General features: G+C 72.1%; 14 protein-coding genes. 9 read left to right on the top strand and 5 right to left on the bottom strand.

The window, feature by feature from the left end:
- Nucleotides 1–4: 4 nt before the first annotated feature.
- From alr to tsaE, 3 genes are read left to right on the top strand one after another with little or no spacing between them, the layout of a single operon-like run.
- Nucleotides 5–1123: an alanine racemase gene (alr, locus tag I6J71_RS40325; RefSeq protein WP_204091656.1), complete on the top strand. Its 1119-nt coding sequence runs from the start codon at nt 5–7 to the stop codon at nt 1121–1123.
- Nucleotides 1120–2211, top strand: coding sequence for an alpha/beta fold hydrolase (locus I6J71_RS40320; protein ID WP_204091655.1), 1092 nt, complete (start codon nt 1120–1122; stop codon nt 2209–2211). The genes alr and I6J71_RS40320 overlap by 4 nt, the downstream gene beginning before the upstream one ends.
- A gap of 29 nt (nt 2212–2240) precedes the next feature.
- Entirely contained in the window at nt 2241–2666 is a 426-nt protein-coding gene (tsaE, locus tag I6J71_RS40315; RefSeq protein ID WP_204097483.1) for a tRNA (adenosine(37)-N6)-threonylcarbamoyltransferase complex ATPase subunit type 1 TsaE, read from the top strand.
- 509 nt (nt 2667–3175) lie between these two features.
- Here the strand turns inward: tsaE and I6J71_RS40310 are convergent.
- On the bottom strand, nt 3176–4489 hold the full coding sequence (locus I6J71_RS40310; RefSeq protein WP_204091654.1) for a carboxyl transferase domain-containing protein: 1314 nt from the start codon (nt 4487–4489) through the stop codon (nt 3176–3178).
- On the bottom strand, nt 4486–5910 hold the full coding sequence (locus tag I6J71_RS40305; RefSeq protein WP_204097482.1) for an acyl-CoA synthetase: 1425 nt from the start codon (nt 5908–5910) through the stop codon (nt 4486–4488). Before I6J71_RS40305 ends, I6J71_RS40310 begins: the two co-directional genes overlap by 4 nt.
- Before the next feature lie 154 nt (nt 5911–6064).
- Between I6J71_RS40305 and tsaB the strand changes: the two genes are divergently transcribed.
- The 3 genes from tsaB to tsaD are packed head-to-tail and all read left to right on the top strand — an operon-like array spanning nt 6065 to nt 8255.
- Nucleotides 6065–6730, top strand: a complete 666-nt coding sequence (gene tsaB, locus I6J71_RS40300; RefSeq protein ID WP_204091653.1) for a tRNA (adenosine(37)-N6)-threonylcarbamoyltransferase complex dimerization subunit type 1 TsaB — start codon at nt 6065–6067, stop codon at nt 6728–6730.
- Entirely contained in the window at nt 6727–7209 is a 483-nt protein-coding gene (gene rimI, locus I6J71_RS40295; protein ID WP_204091652.1) for a ribosomal protein S18-alanine N-acetyltransferase, read from the top strand. Before tsaB ends, rimI begins: the two co-directional genes overlap by 4 nt.
- A complete protein-coding gene (gene tsaD, locus I6J71_RS40290; RefSeq protein ID WP_204091651.1) occupies nt 7209–8255 on the top strand; it encodes a tRNA (adenosine(37)-N6)-threonylcarbamoyltransferase complex transferase subunit TsaD in 1047 nt (348 codons plus the stop codon). The genes rimI and tsaD overlap by 1 nt, the downstream gene beginning before the upstream one ends.
- Before the next feature lie 179 nt (nt 8256–8434).
- Here tsaD and I6J71_RS40285 read toward each other — a convergent pair whose 3' ends face one another.
- The 3 genes from I6J71_RS40285 to I6J71_RS40275 all read right to left on the bottom strand — a co-directional run bounded on the left by I6J71_RS40285 (nt 8435) and on the right by I6J71_RS40275 (nt 12234).
- Nucleotides 8435–10351: an N-acetylmuramoyl-L-alanine amidase gene (locus I6J71_RS40285; protein ID WP_204091650.1), complete on the bottom strand. Its 1917-nt coding sequence runs from the start codon at nt 10349–10351 to the stop codon at nt 8435–8437.
- 101 nt (nt 10352–10452) lie between these two features.
- Nucleotides 10453–11232 (bottom strand): class I SAM-dependent methyltransferase, encoded by a 780-nt coding sequence (locus I6J71_RS40280; protein ID WP_204091649.1) that lies wholly within the window; start codon nt 11230–11232, stop codon nt 10453–10455.
- Between the two features lie 30 nt (nt 11233–11262).
- On the bottom strand, nt 11263–12234 hold the full coding sequence (locus I6J71_RS40275) for a cation diffusion facilitator family transporter (protein ID WP_204091648.1): 972 nt from the start codon (nt 12232–12234) through the stop codon (nt 11263–11265).
- A 76-nt stretch (nt 12235–12310) separates the two neighbouring features.
- Between I6J71_RS40275 and I6J71_RS40270 the strand changes: the two genes are divergently transcribed.
- From I6J71_RS40270 to groL, 3 genes are all read left to right on the top strand, one after another.
- Nucleotides 12311–12688, top strand: a complete 378-nt coding sequence (locus tag I6J71_RS40270) for a helix-turn-helix transcriptional regulator (protein ID WP_204091647.1) — start codon at nt 12311–12313, stop codon at nt 12686–12688.
- A 495-nt stretch (nt 12689–13183) separates the two neighbouring features.
- Nucleotides 13184–13477, top strand: coding sequence for a co-chaperone GroES (groES, locus tag I6J71_RS40265; RefSeq protein WP_009072407.1), 294 nt, complete (start codon nt 13184–13186; stop codon nt 13475–13477).
- A 101-nt stretch (nt 13478–13578) separates the two neighbouring features.
- Entirely contained in the window at nt 13579–15195 is a 1617-nt protein-coding gene (groL, locus tag I6J71_RS40260; protein WP_204091646.1) for a chaperonin GroEL, read from the top strand.
- Nucleotides 15196–15441 lie beyond the last annotated feature (246 nt).

Genomic DNA, 15441 nt, shown 5'->3' with positions numbered 1-15441 from the left:
CGTTATGACTGCCAGTTTCCCGCGAGCCGAGGTCGTGATCGACCTCGGCGCCGTGCGCCACAACGTCGCCCTCCTGGCCGCGCGCGCGTCCGGCTCGGCCGTGATGGCCGTGGTCAAGGCCGACGCGTACGGCCATGGTGCGGTGCCCGTCGCGCGCGCCGCGGTGGAAGCGGGCGCCACCTGGCTGGGCACGTGCTCGCTGGGTGAAGCGCTGGATCTGCGGCGCGCGGGGCTGTCCGTGCGGCTGTTCAGCTGGCTCGACGTGCCGGAGGTCGACTTCGGCCCCGGTATCGAGGCCGACGTCGACCTGGGCGCGAGCTCCGTCGACGAACTCGAGCGCATCGCGGCCGCGGCCCGGCAGCTCGGGAAACGCGCCCGCGTGCACCTGAAGATCGACACGGGCCTGTCGCGCAACGGCTGCCAGCCCGCCGACTGGCCCGAGCTGGTCGCGGCCGCGGCGGCAACCCCCGACGTCGAGGTGGTCGCCGTGTGGTCGCACCTCGCCTGCGCCGACGAGCCGGGGCACCCGTCGATCGACATCCAGGCCAAGCGCTTCGCCGACGCCTACGACGTCGCGCGCGCGGCGGGCCTGAACCCGCTGCGGCACCTGGCGAACTCCGCGGCGTTGCTCACGCGGCCCGATCTGCACTTCGACCTCGTGCGGCCCGGCATCGCGATGTACGGGCTGAATCCCGTGCCGCAGGCGGAAGACCTCCGCCCGGCCATGACGTTCCGCGCGGCCGTGGCGCTCACGAAGCGGCTGCCCGCCGGGGAATCCGTCTCGTATGGACACACGTGGACCACCCACCGCGACACCACGGTCGCGCTCGTGCCCGCCGGGTACGCCGACGGAGTGCCGCGTTCGCTGTCGGGGCGCATGGAGGTGTGGCTCGGCGGGCGCCGGCGCGAGGTGGCGGGTCGCGTGTGCATGGACCAGATCGTGGTCGACTGCGGCGACGACGCCCCGGCCGTCGGCGACGAGGTCGTGCTCTTCGGCGCCGGTGCCTCGGGTGAGCCGACGGCGCGCGAGTGGGCCGACACGCTGGGCACGATCGACTACGAGATCGTCACCTCGATGTACCGGCCGCGCGTGCGGCGCCGCTACGTGGGGGAGCGGCGGTGAGGCCGTCGAGCCGGTTGTGGGCGATCGCCGGCGGGCTCGGCGCGGTCGCCACCGGCACGGCCGCCGCGGCCATCGTCGCGGCGCAGCACCGCAGGCAGAGTGAGGACCAGTTCGTGGACGAGCCGCTGGGCGAGCTGAAGCCCGACCGCGCGTTCACGGTCGCGGCCGAGGACGGCACCCCGCTTTCCGTCGAGGAGATCGACCCCGAGGACGGCGGCGAACCGGAGCTGACGCTCATCGGCGTGCACGGGTTCGCGTTGTCCCGCAAGTCGTGGCACTTCCAGCGCCGCGCGATCGCGGCGCTGAAGGTGCCGCGTGTGCGGCAGGTCTACTACGACCACCGCAGCCACGGCCTCTCCGGCGCCGCGACGGCGGAGAACAGCACCATCGAGCAGCTCGCGCACGACCTCGACAGCGTGCTGCGGGCCGCCGTGCCCGACGGCCCGATCGTCCTCATGGGACATTCCATGGGCGGCATGGTGGTCATGGAGCTCGCTTCGCAGCGGCCCGAGCTATTCGAGGACCGCGTGTGTGGCGTGGTGTTCATGGCGACGGCCGCGGGTGAGGTCGGGGCGCGCGGGCTGCCCCGTTCGCTGCTGTCGAAGTACAACCCGCTGACCAAGGGTGTCGGCAACCTGGCGGGCTGGCAGCCGGGGCTCGTGGAGTTCGTGCGGGCCGCCGGCGGACAGCTGGAGCGCCAGGCCGTGCGCCGCCTGGCGTTCGGCAGCCGCGACGTGTCGCCGCGGCTGGTGGACTTCATGCTCGAGATGCTCGCCGTGACGCCCGTGCGGGGCCTGGTGAACTTCGTCGACACGCTCGGCAGCCACAACCGCTACGCCGCACTGGCCGGCCTCAAGCACGCCGAGGTCCTCGTGATCGGCGGCGACTCCGACCGCTTCACGCCGTTCGCGCACGCCGAACGCATCGCGGCCGAGCTCCCCGAGGCCGAACTGGTGCGCGTGCGCGAGGCGGGGCACATGGTGCAGCTCGAACAGGCCGACCTCGTGACGGGCCATCTCATCGATCTCCTGCAGCGCTGCTCGGGCGGCGCCGCACCGAACCGGCGGAACTGGTGGTGGACACGGTGACGTTCCTTCTCGCGACCCCTGAGGACACGATGGCCTTCGGCCGGTCCCTCGGCGCGTCCCTGCGCGCGGGCGACCTGGTGCTGCTGGCCGGTCCGCTGGGCGCCGGCAAGACGACGCTCACGCGCGGCATCGCCGACGGTCTCGGCGTCGGCGGCCGCGTCAGCTCCCCGACGTTCGTGCTGGCCCGCGTCCACGCCGCCGGCGCCGCGGGGGTGCCGCTGGTCCACGTCGACGCCTACCGCCTGGGCGGCGACCTCGCCCAGCTCGACGACCTCGACCTCGACACCGACCTCGAACGCTCCGCCCTCGTCGTCGAGTGGGGCGAGGGCTCGGCCGAACGCCTGTCGGAGGACTACCTCGTGGTGCGCATGGAACGCCGCGACGACGACGTGCGTGAGGTGACGCTGGAACCGCACGGCTCGTGGGCGTCGCGGATGCCGTTGCCGACGGTTTAGGTGGCTGGCCGTTGGGTTGGCGGCAGTCGGCTGGTGGGTGTTGGGTGTGTCGTAGCGCTCGGGGCGGGGTGCAAGCGCTCCGGGCGCGTTCGGCGTTTGCTGGTGAAGGCCTTGCGGTAGGCCCATTCGGGGTGCAGCGTCCTGATGAGCCATTCGACGTCGGCGTTTTGCCAGGGGCAGTGGGGTTCGACGAGCTTCTGACGGATGCCGTGCTTGGCGCTGACGTCGCGGAGCGACCAGCGGTGGGCCGGGTCCAGCGCCGTCAGGCGTGGTCTCTCGCGCTGGGGCAGCACCCGCGACACCGCCGGTGGCGGCCACCCAGCTCGCAGCCCAGCCAGGCCCGCCACGTTCCCGCTGTCGTAGCGCAACGATCCGCTGCTCAGGTGTGACACGAGAGCCTCCGAGCTGTAGTGGGTCGTGGACAAGCCACACCCCGACCGGAGGCTTCCCCTGTCAACCAGACCCTCGCAACCAACGTCCTGGCCACCTCGGTCCAGGTCACTGCCTGGCTAAGGCTTGACGATCCCGCGCGCCAGCCCTAGCGCGACGAGGTCCTGCGGCCGCAGGCGCAGCTCGTCGGCGGTGGCCGGCACCTGCGCCAGCGGCCGCTTGAGGATCGCCGCTGCGGCTTCCGGGGACGTGACGGAGAAGTAGGCGTCCGGGGCGATCCACGTGTTGTCCGGCGCTGCGAAGGCCAGCGCACCGCCCGAGCCGCCCTCGCCGATGACGAGTGTGGTGACCGGGGCCGACGCCGCGGCGATGGCTTCGAAGAGGTCCGCGATGGCGGGGCCCGCGCCGCCTTCTTCGGCGTCCGCGTCGTTGGCCGCACCGGGGGTGTCGACGAGCGTCAGCACGGGGATCCCCAGCCGCGAGGCCAGCCGCACCAGGCGCGCGGCTGTGCGGAAGCCCGCCGGGCGCGTCGCGGTGCCGCACTGCGCGGCGTACGCGACCGCGCGCCCGTCGCGCCAGCCGAAGCCGCACAGGACACCATCGTCGACGCTGCCGGCGCGGTCGCCGCGGATGGGTTCGCGCCAGTCGAAGTAGGTGTCGAGGTATTCGGCCGCGCGCGCCCGGCGCGTGGACCGAGCCAGCTGCACGGCTTCCCAGCCCGTCTCCGGCAGCGCGACCGCCCGCTGAGCCGCGGGTGGCGGCGCCGGGTCCGAAGAGCGCGCTGTCACCAGCCGCACCCACCGCTCCAGGACCGCGCCCAGGTCGGCCGGCGAAACGAGCTGGTCGACCTGGCCCCACTCGTAGTGCGCCTCGGCCGTATAGGCCTCCGACGGCGACGTCGCCGGCCGCACCCGAGAGCCCGCGAAGCCCACTTGCGCCAGCGGCAATCCGAGTACCACGTCGGCGCTCGCGCCCAGCGTCGCCCAGCCGCCACCCGTCGTCGGGTCGCGCAGCACGGAGATCTGCGCGACGCCGTCCGCGCGCGCCGCCGCCGACGCGCGCGCGATCCGCTGCAGCTGCGACAACGCCCGCATCCCGTGTTGCATGCGCGAGCCGCCCGTCGCGATCAGCGACACCACCGGGAGCCGCCGCGACTGCGCCCGCGCGAACGCCGCCTCGACGCGGTCGCCGGTCCGCCGCCCGATCGATCCGCCGAGGAACCCGAATTCCCACACGATCAGCACCACCGGCGTCGCCCCGACCAGCGCTTCGCCGACGACGACGGACTCGTGCTCACCCGTGCGCTCCGAAGCCACCGCGTGGGCCTCGACGTAGCCCGGCCAGCCGATCGGGTCGTCCACACCGTCCACAACAGACAGTTCCGTGAAGCTGGTGGCGAGCTGCGCGATCACCTCGCGCGCCGACGCCCTCACCCCAGCGCCCGTTTCATGATCTTGCCCATGTCGTTGCGCGGCAAGGCATCCAGGTACCGCACGACGCGCGGCCGCTTGTGCGGCGCCAGCAGTTTCGCCACGTGGTCCGCGAGCTCGCCGGCCGAGGGCCGGTCACCACCCGAGGGCACCACCCACGCCACGATCCGCTCACCGAGGTCGGCGTCGGGCTCACCCGTCACGGCCGCCTCCGCGACGCCCGGGTGCTCCAGCAGCGCGTTCTCGATCTCGCCCGCGCCGATCTTGTACCCGCCGCTCTTGATCAGGTCCGTCGCTTTCCGGCCGACGATCTTCACGTACCCATCGGCGTCGCGTGTCGCCATGTCGCCGGTGCGGAACCAGCCGTCGACGACCGCGGCCGCCGTCGCGTCGGGCCGGTTGAGGTACTCGGTGAACAGGTTGGTCCCGCGAACGTGGATCTCGCCGACCGTCTCGGTTTCGGTGATTTCCTCTCCCGCGTCGCCGATCAGCCGCAGCTCGACACCCGCGAGCGGCACCCCGACCGTGCCCGGCTTGCGTTCGCCGTCGGCGCGGACGCTGGTGTTCATCAGCGTCTCGGTCATCCCGTAGCGCTCCACGACCTCCTGCCCGGTCGCCGCCGTGATGCGCTGGTGGTCGCGCACCGGCAGCGCCGCCGACCCCGACACGAGCAGCCGGGCGCCGCGCAACGCGTCGGCCAGCGCGGAGTCGGTCGCCACCGTCTCCGCGATGCGGTGGTACATCGTCGGGACGCCGAACATCATCGTCGCGCCGGTGCGCAGCTCCCGGGCCACGCCCTCGGTCGAGAACCGGCCGAGGTGGCGCACCGAGCCGCCGCGGCGCAGCGGGCCGAGGATGCCCAGGATCAGGCCGTGCACGTGGAACAGCGGCAGGCCGTGCACCAGCACATCGGCGGCCGACCACTGCCACGCGTCCTCCAGCGCGTCGAGCGTCGAGGCGACGGCGCGACGGGGGAGCACCACGCCCTTGGGCGGGCCGGTGGTCCCGGAGGTGTAGACGATGAACGCGGGCGCCTCGGCGTCCGGTTCCGCCGAGGGCACCGGGCCGGTTCCCGTCAGCGGGATGTCCCGGCGCTCGAGCCCGGACAACCCGGCCGGCAGCTCGGCGCCGGGCTCGGCCAGCACCAGCTCGGGGGTGCTGTCGGCGAGGATGTGAGCGAGCTCGCGTTCACCGATCTTCGGGTTCAGGGGCACCACCGGCACGCCGGCGAGCAGCGCGGCGACCACGGCGACGCTCGTGTGCAGCGTCGGCGTCGCCCACACCGCGATCCGGCCGGCGGGCAGCCCGGCCGCGAGCGAGCCGGCGACCGCGCCCAGCTCGGCGTGGGTGAGGACCTGATCGCCGAAGCGCAAGGCCTCTTTCGGGGAACCGGCGGTGATCGCGGGGAACAGCGGATCGGGCACGGCGAGGACCTCCAGCACGGCATCGGCGGGTGTCAGATCCGCACCGTACCGCGCGGTGACGCTCACCACCTGCGACGCGATTCACACGGCTGGAGGGTTGCCCCGATCGGCCCGCCAGCCTCGTGCTCCGGGACTGGACGTAAGCTGGGATACCGTGCTGGTACTGGCGATCGACACCTCGACCCCGGCGGTGACCGCGGGCATCGTCGCCGTGGACGAGGCGGAACTGACCACCCGGGCCGACCGCGTGACGGTGGACCCGCGAGCCCACGGCGAGCTCATTACCCCGCACGCGACGGCCGCGGCCGAAGCTGCCGGGGTGACCCTGCGCGACCTCGACGCGATCGTCTGCGGCGTCGGCCCCGGCCCGTTCACGGGCCTGCGCGCCGGCATGGCCACGGCGGCCGCGTACGGCCACGCGCTCGGCATCCCCGTCCACCCCGTGGGCAGCCTCGACGCGATCGCCGCCGAGGTGGTGCGCACCGACAAGCCGTTCCTCGTGCTCACCGACGCGCGTCGCCGCGAGGTGTACTGGGCCGAGTACGACGCCGCGGGCGTCCGCGTGAGCGGTCCCCACGTGCAGAAGCCCGCGGAAGTCGAGACCAGCGCGCGCGTCGCCGCCGGAGACGGTGCCCTGCTGTACGCCGACACGATCGGCGTCGTGCCCATCGAGCCGCGGTTCCCCTCGCCCGCCGGCCTGGTCGCCCTCGCGCGGGAGGCCCTGCTGGCGCGCGCCGAACCCGCGCGGCTGACCCCGCTGTACCTGCGCCGCCCCGACGCCGTCGAGCCCACGGCTCGGAAACGGGTGACCGCACCGTGAAGCTCGACCGCCTGCGTCGCAGCGACGTCCGGCGCTGCGCGGAGATCGAGCAGGTCCTCTTCCCGGGCGACGATCCGTGGAGCGCCGCGGCGTTCCACTCCGAACTCGACCAGGGCCACCTGTACGTCGCCGCCCGCTCCGATGAAGGCACCGAGCTGCTCGGGTACGCCGGCCTCGCGGTGGTGGGCCGCCGCGGGGACTACGAGACGAGCGTGCACACGATCGGCGTGGTGCCCGAGGCGCAGGGCCAGGGCATCGGCAAGGCCCTGCTGCGCGCGCTGCTGGAACGCGCCGACGAACTGTCGGCACCGGTGTTCCTCGAGGTGCGCACCGACAACGACACGGCCGTCGGGCTGTATGAACGGCACGGTTTCGAGAAACTCGGCATCCGGAAGCGCTACTACCAGCCCTCCGGCGCCGACGCCTTCACCATGGTCCGCCCCGCGCGGACCCCGGCACGAGATGAGGTGGCCGGCTGATGTCGCGCGTCATCATGGGAATCGAGAGCTCCTGCGACGAGACCGGCGTCGGCCTGGTCCGCCTGCACGACGACGGCAAGGTGGAGCTGCTCGCCGACGAGGTGGCCTCGAGCGTCGAACAGCACGCCCGCTTCGGCGGCGTGGTGCCCGAGGTCGCCAGCCGGGCGCACCTCGAGGCGATGGTGCCCACGGCCGAGCGCGCGTTCGCGACGGCGGGGCTGAAACTGTCCGATGTGGACGCCATCGCGGTGACCGCGGGCCCCGGCCTGGCGGGCGCGCTGCTGGTGGGCGTTTCGGCGGCGAAAGCCTACGCGTCGGCGCTCGACGTGCCGCTGTACGGCGTGAACCACCTGGCCGGGCACATCGCCGTGGACACGCTGCAGCACGGGCCGCTGCCCTCGCCGGTGCTGGCGCTGCTCGTGTCCGGCGGGCACACGCAGCTGCTGCGCGTGGACGACATCGCGTCGAAGATCGCCGAGATCGGGTCCACTGTGGACGACGCCGCCGGCGAGGCCTACGACAAGGTCGCGCGCGTGCTCGACCTGCCCTACCCGGGCGGGCCGCCCATCGACAAGGCGGCGAAGCTCGGCAACGGATCGGCCATCGCGTTCCCGCGCGGCATGACCGGCCCGCGCGACGCGAAGTTCGACTTCTCGTTCTCGGGCTTGAAGACGGCTGTGGCCCGCTGGGTGGAGAACGTCGAGCGCTCCGGGAGTCAGGTGCCGGTGAACGACGTCGCAGCGTCGTTCCAGGAGGCCGTCGCCGACGTGCTGACGGCCAAGGCCGTGAAAGCGGCGCGGGAACAAGGGATCGGCACGATCGTGATCTCCGGTGGCGTCGCAGCGAACTCGCGGCTCTCGGAGCTCGCGGCCGAACGCTGCGCGGCGGCCGGCATCGAGCTGCGCGTGCCGCGCCCGCGGCTGTGCACGGACAACGGCGCGATGATCGCGGCGCTGGGCGCCCACGTCGTCGCGGCCGGGCGGCCGACGGCGCCGTGGGAGTTCTCCGCGAACCCGGGACTGTCGGTCGAGGTCGTGTCGCTCTAGTTCGCGGCCAGTCCAGCGCCTGCCGCGTGGTGAGCAGGTCCTCGACAGCCGCGACGGCTCGGTCGGCCGCGTGGCCGGGCGTCGCAACACCGAGACCACCGCGGGCGGCAAGGTGGCCCTCGACAGCTGACGGCAACGGCCCCTCCCGGAAACCTCCGGGAGGGGCCGTTGCCGTCAGCTCAGATCGCCGGCAGCAGCAGCACGTCGTCGAGGTTGACGTACTCGATGCGGTGCCCGAACTGGATTTCGACGTACTTCGTCTTGCCCCGCACGACCACGTGCTGGGACACGTCGAACGTCGTCGCCGAGTAGTACTCCGAGCCGACGATGCCGCCGACGGTGTACTTCTGGCCCGCGGAGAACGTGTAGGGCATCGGGGCCAGCGCCTGCGGGGTGATCCCCGCCGGGTACGCCGACGCCTCCGGGAACGCCCGTCCGTACACGGGAATCGTCGCCTTGCCCGGGCGAGGTGTCACCACGAGCCCGCTCGCCGGGATCACCGCCGAACTCGGCAGCCAGCCCTTCTGCCCGAGGTACCAGATCGCCGTCCAGCCGCCCTGACGTCCAGCCACCGCGTACTTCTGGCCGGTGGCCACGCGGCTGCCCACATCGGACACGTCCACAGTGGACGGTGATGACCCGTGCAGCCCTGCATCGGCCAGCAACGGCGACGACGCGTCCGGCGCCGTGTGCAGCCACACCGCTTCCGAACCCCGCACCGGGCAGGGGTCACCGGACCCGATCTTGTCGCAGCCGGTGATCACGGGTTTGTTGGTGGTGAACGACGGCGCGATCGTCACCATCGGCGAACCGGGCCGGCCCGTCGGCTTGATCGGCGCACCCAGCAGGTCGAAGTAGTGCGACCAGTCCCAGTACGGCCCAGGGTCCCAGTGCATGCCGGCGATCGTCGCGGGCGTGGTGCCCGGCACGTTGTCGTGGCCGATGATGTGCGCGCGGTCGAGCGGGACGCCGTAACGCTTCGCCAGGTAGCCGACGAGCTTCGCCGACGACCGGTACATCGCCTCCGTGTACCAGGTGCCCTGCGCGGCGAAGCCCTCGTGCTCGATGCCGATCGACTTCGCGTTGACGTACCAGTTGCCCGCGTGCCACCCGACGTCCTTCGTCGCCACGTGCTGCGCGATCAGCCCGTCCTGCGAGCGCACGGTGTAGTGCCACGCGAGGTACGTCGGGTCCTGCGCCAGCGTGAGCGCGTCGGCCCAGTAGCCCTCGGTGTCGTGGATGACGATGGTGTCGATCTTCTGGCTCTGCGGCCGGTTCGCGATGTCGTAGTTGCCGTAGTCGCCGCCCGGTAGCTCCTGGTAGGGCGCGGGCACGGACTCGCAAGCAACCGACTCCGGGCACTCCGTGGCGGGCGGCGCGTCGGCGCGCAGCCCGAGCCGGGCGGCCTGCGAGCGGTCGGGTGTCAGGCCCGGCGTCGCGGCGAGGGTGACCGTCTGGCCGTCGTCGGTCGTGCGCTTCTCGCCCGTCGCGATGGTGTCGAAGACCTCGTCGGCGAACGTCCGCGCCGCCGTCACGTCCTCCGAATGGCTGTACGCGGCAACGGCGCCGTACCAGTCCTGCGCGTCGGTGCTGCGAACGCCGAGGCGGCGCTGGTACTCGGCCAGCAGCGCCGCGCCGCCGCGGATGTTCTGCGCCGGGTCGCGACGCAGCGTGGCGGCGTCGGTGTGCAGCAGCGCGGCCGCCTCGTCGACGGTCTGCAGGCTCGGCGGCGCGGCGGCGGGCCCGTCGGCCTTCGGGTGCAACGCGGGCCGGGCGGTGTCCCCGCGCGGGTCTTCGCCGCCCTGGTCGTACTCGCTGGTCACGACGCCGGCCGCGCGCAGATCTGTGAGGTGCATCGGCCCGTACCCGGCGGCCGTGCTGGGCGTGCCGGCGTTGTAGTCCCAGCGGGACTCCAGGTACGAGACGCCGAGGAGCACGTCGAGCGGCACGCCGAATTCGTGCGCCGCGTGCGCGAAGTCCTGCTGGCGTTGCTGGTTCGGCGGTTGTGCCTGCGCGGGCAGCGGCGTCGCCAACGCGACCGCCAGCAACCCCGCGCCACCCGCGACGGCGAGCCGTCGTGCAAGCGTGTGGGACATGGTGGGGACCCCCAGGTGATAGGTGCTGTTCGGGCGAAACCTAACCAGAACCGGGGGCAAGTGGTAATCCGTCGTTACGGCGGTTCCGCTCAGCGGTGCACTCAGTCCGCCGGGTGGCTGACGACGAGCACGAGAGAGCCGTCGTAAGCCTGCTGCTGCCGGAGGTGGCCGTGGCCGGCGTCCCAGGTGCCGTCGGCAAGATCCCGCTCGAGCGCGGATTCGAACCGGCCGTGAGCACTTTTGTCGACAAAGCTCCACGCGGAGCAGGCCTGCCGCGCGGCCGGGTCCAGCAGCAGCTCGGGGCGCCCGAAGTACGCCTCGTTGAACCCGTCGGCGCAGTCCTTCGGGATGGGCACGGGAATGGTCTCGGCCTCGCCGCCCAGGCCTTCGGCGAGCTCCGTGATCGACGGGTAGCGCCGTGCTTCGGTGTCGAGCACCTCCGGCGCGTACTCGTAGAGCCAGAAGCCGCGCACGAGGTCGGGGTCGCAGGTCAGGATCGCGACCGGTCCCGTCGTGACCCGTCGCAGCTCGCTCAGCCCCCTGGCGAGGTCGGGCCACTGGTGCACGGTGAAGGTCGCCATCGCCGCGTCGAAGCTGTCGTCGTCGAACGGCAGGTCCTCGGCTGTCGCGTCCACCGCCGGCCGCCCGGCGGGCCGCAGTGCTCGCATCGACGCCGACGGTTCGACCGCCGTCACGGCCCGGTCCGCGGGCTCGTACGACCCCGCCCCGGCCCCGACGTTCACCACGGTCTCCGCGTCGCCGAGCACGTCGGCGATCGCCCGCGCGATCCGCGGATCGGGGTTGCGGAACCCCCGGTAGACCTTGCCGATCTCGCCGTAGCCCGCGTCGCCCGCGCTGTCGTCGGCCATCTTGGTGATCACGCGCCGAGCGTAACCGGGATCGCGGTGCGCTCAGGCGATTCCGGCTCTCTCCGCCGGTTCGGTGTGGATCACGGCGGCCGCGAGCCGCGGCGTGGTTTCGCGCAGACGGTCTTCGACCTCGTGCGCGAGCCGGTGGGCCGCCTCGACGGTGAGGGTGTCGTCGACCCGGATGGCGAGGTCCGCGTGGAGGCGGTGGCCGATCCAGCGCATCCGCAGGTCCGCGACATCGCGCACGCCCGGGACGGCGCGGGCGGCCCGCTCGGCGCGTTCCACAGTGGACGGATCGACACCGTCCATGAGCCGGCGGAACACCTCCTTCGCGGCGTCGCGCAGGACCAGGAGGATCGCCGCGGTGATGACGAGGCCGATGATCGGGTCGGCGGCCGGGAGACCGAGCGCCACACCCGCCGCGCCCAGCACGACGGCCAGCGAGGTGAACCCGTCGGTGCGGGCGTGCAGCCCGTCGGCGACGAGGGCGGCGGACCCGATCTGCCGGCCGACCGTGATGCGGTAGCGCGCGACGAGCTCGTTGCCGGCGAACCCGGCCACGCCGGCGACCGCCACGACCCACAGGTGCGTCACCGGCTGTGGGTCGACCAGCCGCCGGATCGCCTCGTACGCCGACAGTGCGGCGGACCCGGCGATGATCAGCACGACCACCACGCCCGCGAGGTCCTCGGCGCGGCCGAGCCCGTAGGTGTACCGGCGCGTCGCCGCCTTGCGGCCCAGCAGGAACGCGAGCCCGAGCGGCAACGCGGTCAGTGCATCGGCGAAGTTGTGGATCGTGTCGCCCAGCAGGGCCACGGATCCGGTGACCAGCAGGAGTGCCACCTGCACGAGCGCGGTCGCGAAGAGCGCGGCGAACGACCAGACCAGCGCCCGGATCCCGCGCCGGCTGGTCTCCAGCGCGTCGTCGACGCGGTCGGTGCTGTCGTGGCTGTGCGGGGCGAGGGCGTGGCGCACGCGGGCGAAGCCGTGGTGGTGCCCGTGACCGGTGGTCATGGCGGGGAGCCTACCAGCGTACCTGCGTATGCATGAAGGTATGTAGGTATGCACGCAGCCGAGTAGGGTGCGCGTCATGCACAGCGCGCTGCCGGACTTCGACATGCCCAACGACGAGCAGGTGCACCTCGCCGCCGAGTCCTTCCGCCTGCTCGCCGACCCGACGCGCATCAAGGTCCTGTGGGCCCTCCTGCAGGGCGAGTCGTCCGTCGCGTGCCTGGCCGAACTCGCCGGCGTCACCCCGACGTCCGTCTCGCAGCACCTGGCCAAACTGCGCCTCGCCGGCCTCGTCAAGGGCCGCCGCGAGGGCACGTTCGTCTTCTACTCCGCCGCCGACGACCACGTCCGCCGCCTCCTTGCCCAGGCGCTGCACCACGCCGACCACGTCGACCGCGACCTCCCCTTCGGCTCCGACGGGCACCCCGAACCCCACCGCCCGCGCGCCGAGAACTGACGCGGCCACCGGCGGCGGCAAAGGCGTCCGCAATCGACTGGACCTCTTCCGGGCTGTCGGCGTTGCTGGCGACATTGTGCGGGATGACCACGCCGGAGGCCGTGGCGCGGTCGGTGCCTGCCCGGCAAAGGCCCTCAATGGGCACGGCGCCACCGGGTCGCGGCCGCGTGCGCGCGGGCTGGTCTGCGACGGCGACCGGACTCACAGCCAGCGCGCCTCGAACTGCCGCCTCATCGGAGACCGGGCGGGCATACTGGAGGTGACCAGGTTGAGGTGCTGTGGAGAGTTCGCGGAACCACCACGGAACAAAACCCCCGGTCAGGCCTGGTGGAGCGAAGTTTTCCCGAGTAGGGGAGACCCTCCTTGCAAAGCTGGCACTCCCATGGCTAGAGTGCTAATCGAACGGCCCGAACACGCCCGGCACCCGCGACGGCGGGGGTGGTAGGAGCCGTAGTCATCCTGCCGACGCTTTCGACGACCGTGGAGGTCAACCCGGTGAGCGTGAACATCAAGCCGCTCGAGGACAAGATCGTTGTCCAGACGAGCGAGGCCGAGGAGACGACCGCTTCCGGCCTCGTCATCCCCGACACCGCGAAGGAAAAGCCCCAGGAGGGCAAGGTCCTGGCCGTGGGCCCGGGCCGGATCGACGACAAGGGCAACCGCGTGCCGCTCGACGTGGCCGTGGGCGATGTCGTCATCTACTCCAAGTACGGCGGCACCGAGGTCAAGTACAACGGTGAGGACTACCTGATCCTCTCCGCCCGCGACGTGCTGGCCGTCATCAACTGACGACCGCTCGCAGCGCATGACGCCCCGGGCCCCGCTCAAGCCGGGGACGGGGCGTCTTTGCGTCTCCGCCACACCCTCCGAAAGGTAATCGGAACCAAGTCATGCCCAAGCAGATCAACTTCGACGAGGACGCTCGTCGCGCGCTGGAGCGCGGGGTGAACAAGCTCGCCGACGCGGTCAAGGTCACCCTCGGCCCGCGCGGTCGCCACGTCGTTCTGGACAAGAAGTTCGGCGGCCCGACCATCACCCTCGACGGCGTGACCGTCGCGCGCGAGGTCGAGCTCGACGACCCGTTCGAGAACCTCGGCGCGCAGCTGGCCAAGAACGTCGCCACCAAGACCAACGACGTCGCCGGTGACGGCACCACCACCGCCACGGTGCTGGCGCAGTCGCTGGTGAAGCACGGCCTCCGCAACGTCGCCGCCGGTGCCAACCCGACCTCGGTCGGCAAGGGCATCGAGGCTGCGGCCGAGAAGGTCGTCGAGGTCCTCAAGTCCAAGGCGACCCCGGTCAAGGGCCGCGACAACATCGCGCAGGTCGGCACCGTCACCTCTCGCGACGCCACGATCGGCCAGCTGCTCGGCGAGGCAGTCGAGCGCGTGGGCGAGGACGGCGTGATCACCATCGAGGAGTCGTCGACCCTGGCGACCGAGCTCGTGGTGACCGAGGGCGTGCAGTTCGACAAGGGCTTCCTGTCGGCGCACTTCGCCACCAACCCCGAGGACCAGAAGGCGATCCTCGAGGACGCGTACGTCCTGCTGCACCGCGAGAAGATCTCGGCTCTGGCCGACCTGCTCCCGCTGCTGGAGAAGGTCGTCGAGGCCAAGAAGCCGCTGCTGATCATCGCCGAGGATGTCGACGGCGAAGCGCTGTCCACCCTCGTGGTGAACTCGCTGCGCAAGACGATCACCGCCGTCGCGGTCAAGGCGCCGTTCTTCGGCGACCGCCGCAAGGCGTTCCTGGACGACCTCGCGTTCGTCACCGGCGGCGAGGTCATCTCCGCCGAGATCGGCCGCAAGCTGTCCGAGATCGACCTGAGCTCGCTGGGTCGCGCGCGCCGCATCGTCGTCACCAAGGACGACACCACGATCGTCGACGGCGCCGGCTCCAAGGACGCCATCGACGGCCGCATCGCGCAGATCCGCAAGGAGATCGAGACCACCGACTCCGACTGGGACCGCGAGAAGCTGCAGGAGCGCCTCGCGAAGCTCGGCGGCGGCGTGGCCGTGATCAAGGTCGGCGCGGCCACCGAGACCGAGCTGAACGAGCGCAAGCACCGCATCGAAGACGCCGTGGCGTCGACGAAGGCGGCCGTCGAGGAGGGCATCCTCCCCGGCGGCGGCTCAGCGCTGGTCCACGCGGTCAAGGAGCTCGAGGGTGACCTCGGCCTGACCGGCGACGAGGCCACCGGCGTCCGGATCGTCCGCGACGCGCTCACCGCCCCGCTGTTCTGGATCGCCAGCAACGCGGGCCACGAGGGCGCGGTCATCGTGAACAAGGTCCAGGAGCAGGGCTGGGGTCAGGGCTTCAACGCCGCCACCGGCGAGCTCACGGACCTCATCGCCGCGGGCATCGTCGACCCGGTCAAGGTGACCCGCTCGGCGGTCGCCAACGCCGCCTCCATCGCCCGGCTCGTGCTCACCACGGAGAGCTCCGTGGTCGAGAAGCCGGTCGAGGAGGAGCCCGAGACCGGCCACGGTCACGGGCACGCGCACTGAGTTTCTTCCAGTACGGAAGCGGGGCGGTACTCCTTCGGGAGTGCCGCCCCGCTTCTCGTTCGTGCCGTGGTTGTTGCGTGGCCGGGTCGGCTTTCGTTCGGTAGTGCCGCCCCGTTTCTCGTTGGTCCGATGGGTTTGTTGCGTGGTCGGTCGGCTTTCGTTGCCGAGTGTGCTGCTCGGCCGATCCGCTTGTGGCTGTCAGACCGAGCGCCAGTCGCAGGCCGATCGCCCGCCTGCCAAGTTGCC

The sequence above is a fragment of the Amycolatopsis sp. FDAARGOS 1241 genome, from assembly GCF_016889705.1.
Taxonomy (GTDB): Bacteria; Actinomycetota; Actinomycetes; order Mycobacteriales; family Pseudonocardiaceae; genus Amycolatopsis.
The sequence above is the reverse complement of the archived record's forward strand: the minus strand, read 5'-3'. Positions and strand labels throughout refer to the sequence as shown.

Bases quoted from the DNA above. Each gene is read 5' to 3' on its own strand.
- alr (WP_204091656.1), top strand. From the start codon at position 5: ATGACTGCCAGTTTCCCGCGAGCCGAGGTCGTGATCGACCTCGGCGCC.
- tsaE (WP_204097483.1), top strand. From the start codon at position 2,241: ATGGCCTTCGGCCGGTCCCTCGGCGCGTCCCTGCGCGCGGGCGACCTG.
- tsaD (WP_204091651.1), top strand. From the start codon at position 7,209: ATGTCGCGCGTCATCATGGGAATCGAGAGCTCCTGCGACGAGACCGGC.
- I6J71_RS40285 (WP_204091650.1), bottom strand. From the start codon at position 10,351: ATGTCCCACACGCTTGCACGACGGCTCGCCGTCGCGGGTGGCGCGGGG.
- I6J71_RS40275 (WP_204091648.1), bottom strand. From the start codon at position 12,234: ATGACCACCGGTCACGGGCACCACCACGGCTTCGCCCGCGTGCGCCAC.
- I6J71_RS40270 (WP_204091647.1), top strand. From the start codon at position 12,311: ATGCACAGCGCGCTGCCGGACTTCGACATGCCCAACGACGAGCAGGTG.
- groL (WP_204091646.1), top strand. From the start codon at position 13,579: ATGCCCAAGCAGATCAACTTCGACGAGGACGCTCGTCGCGCGCTGGAG.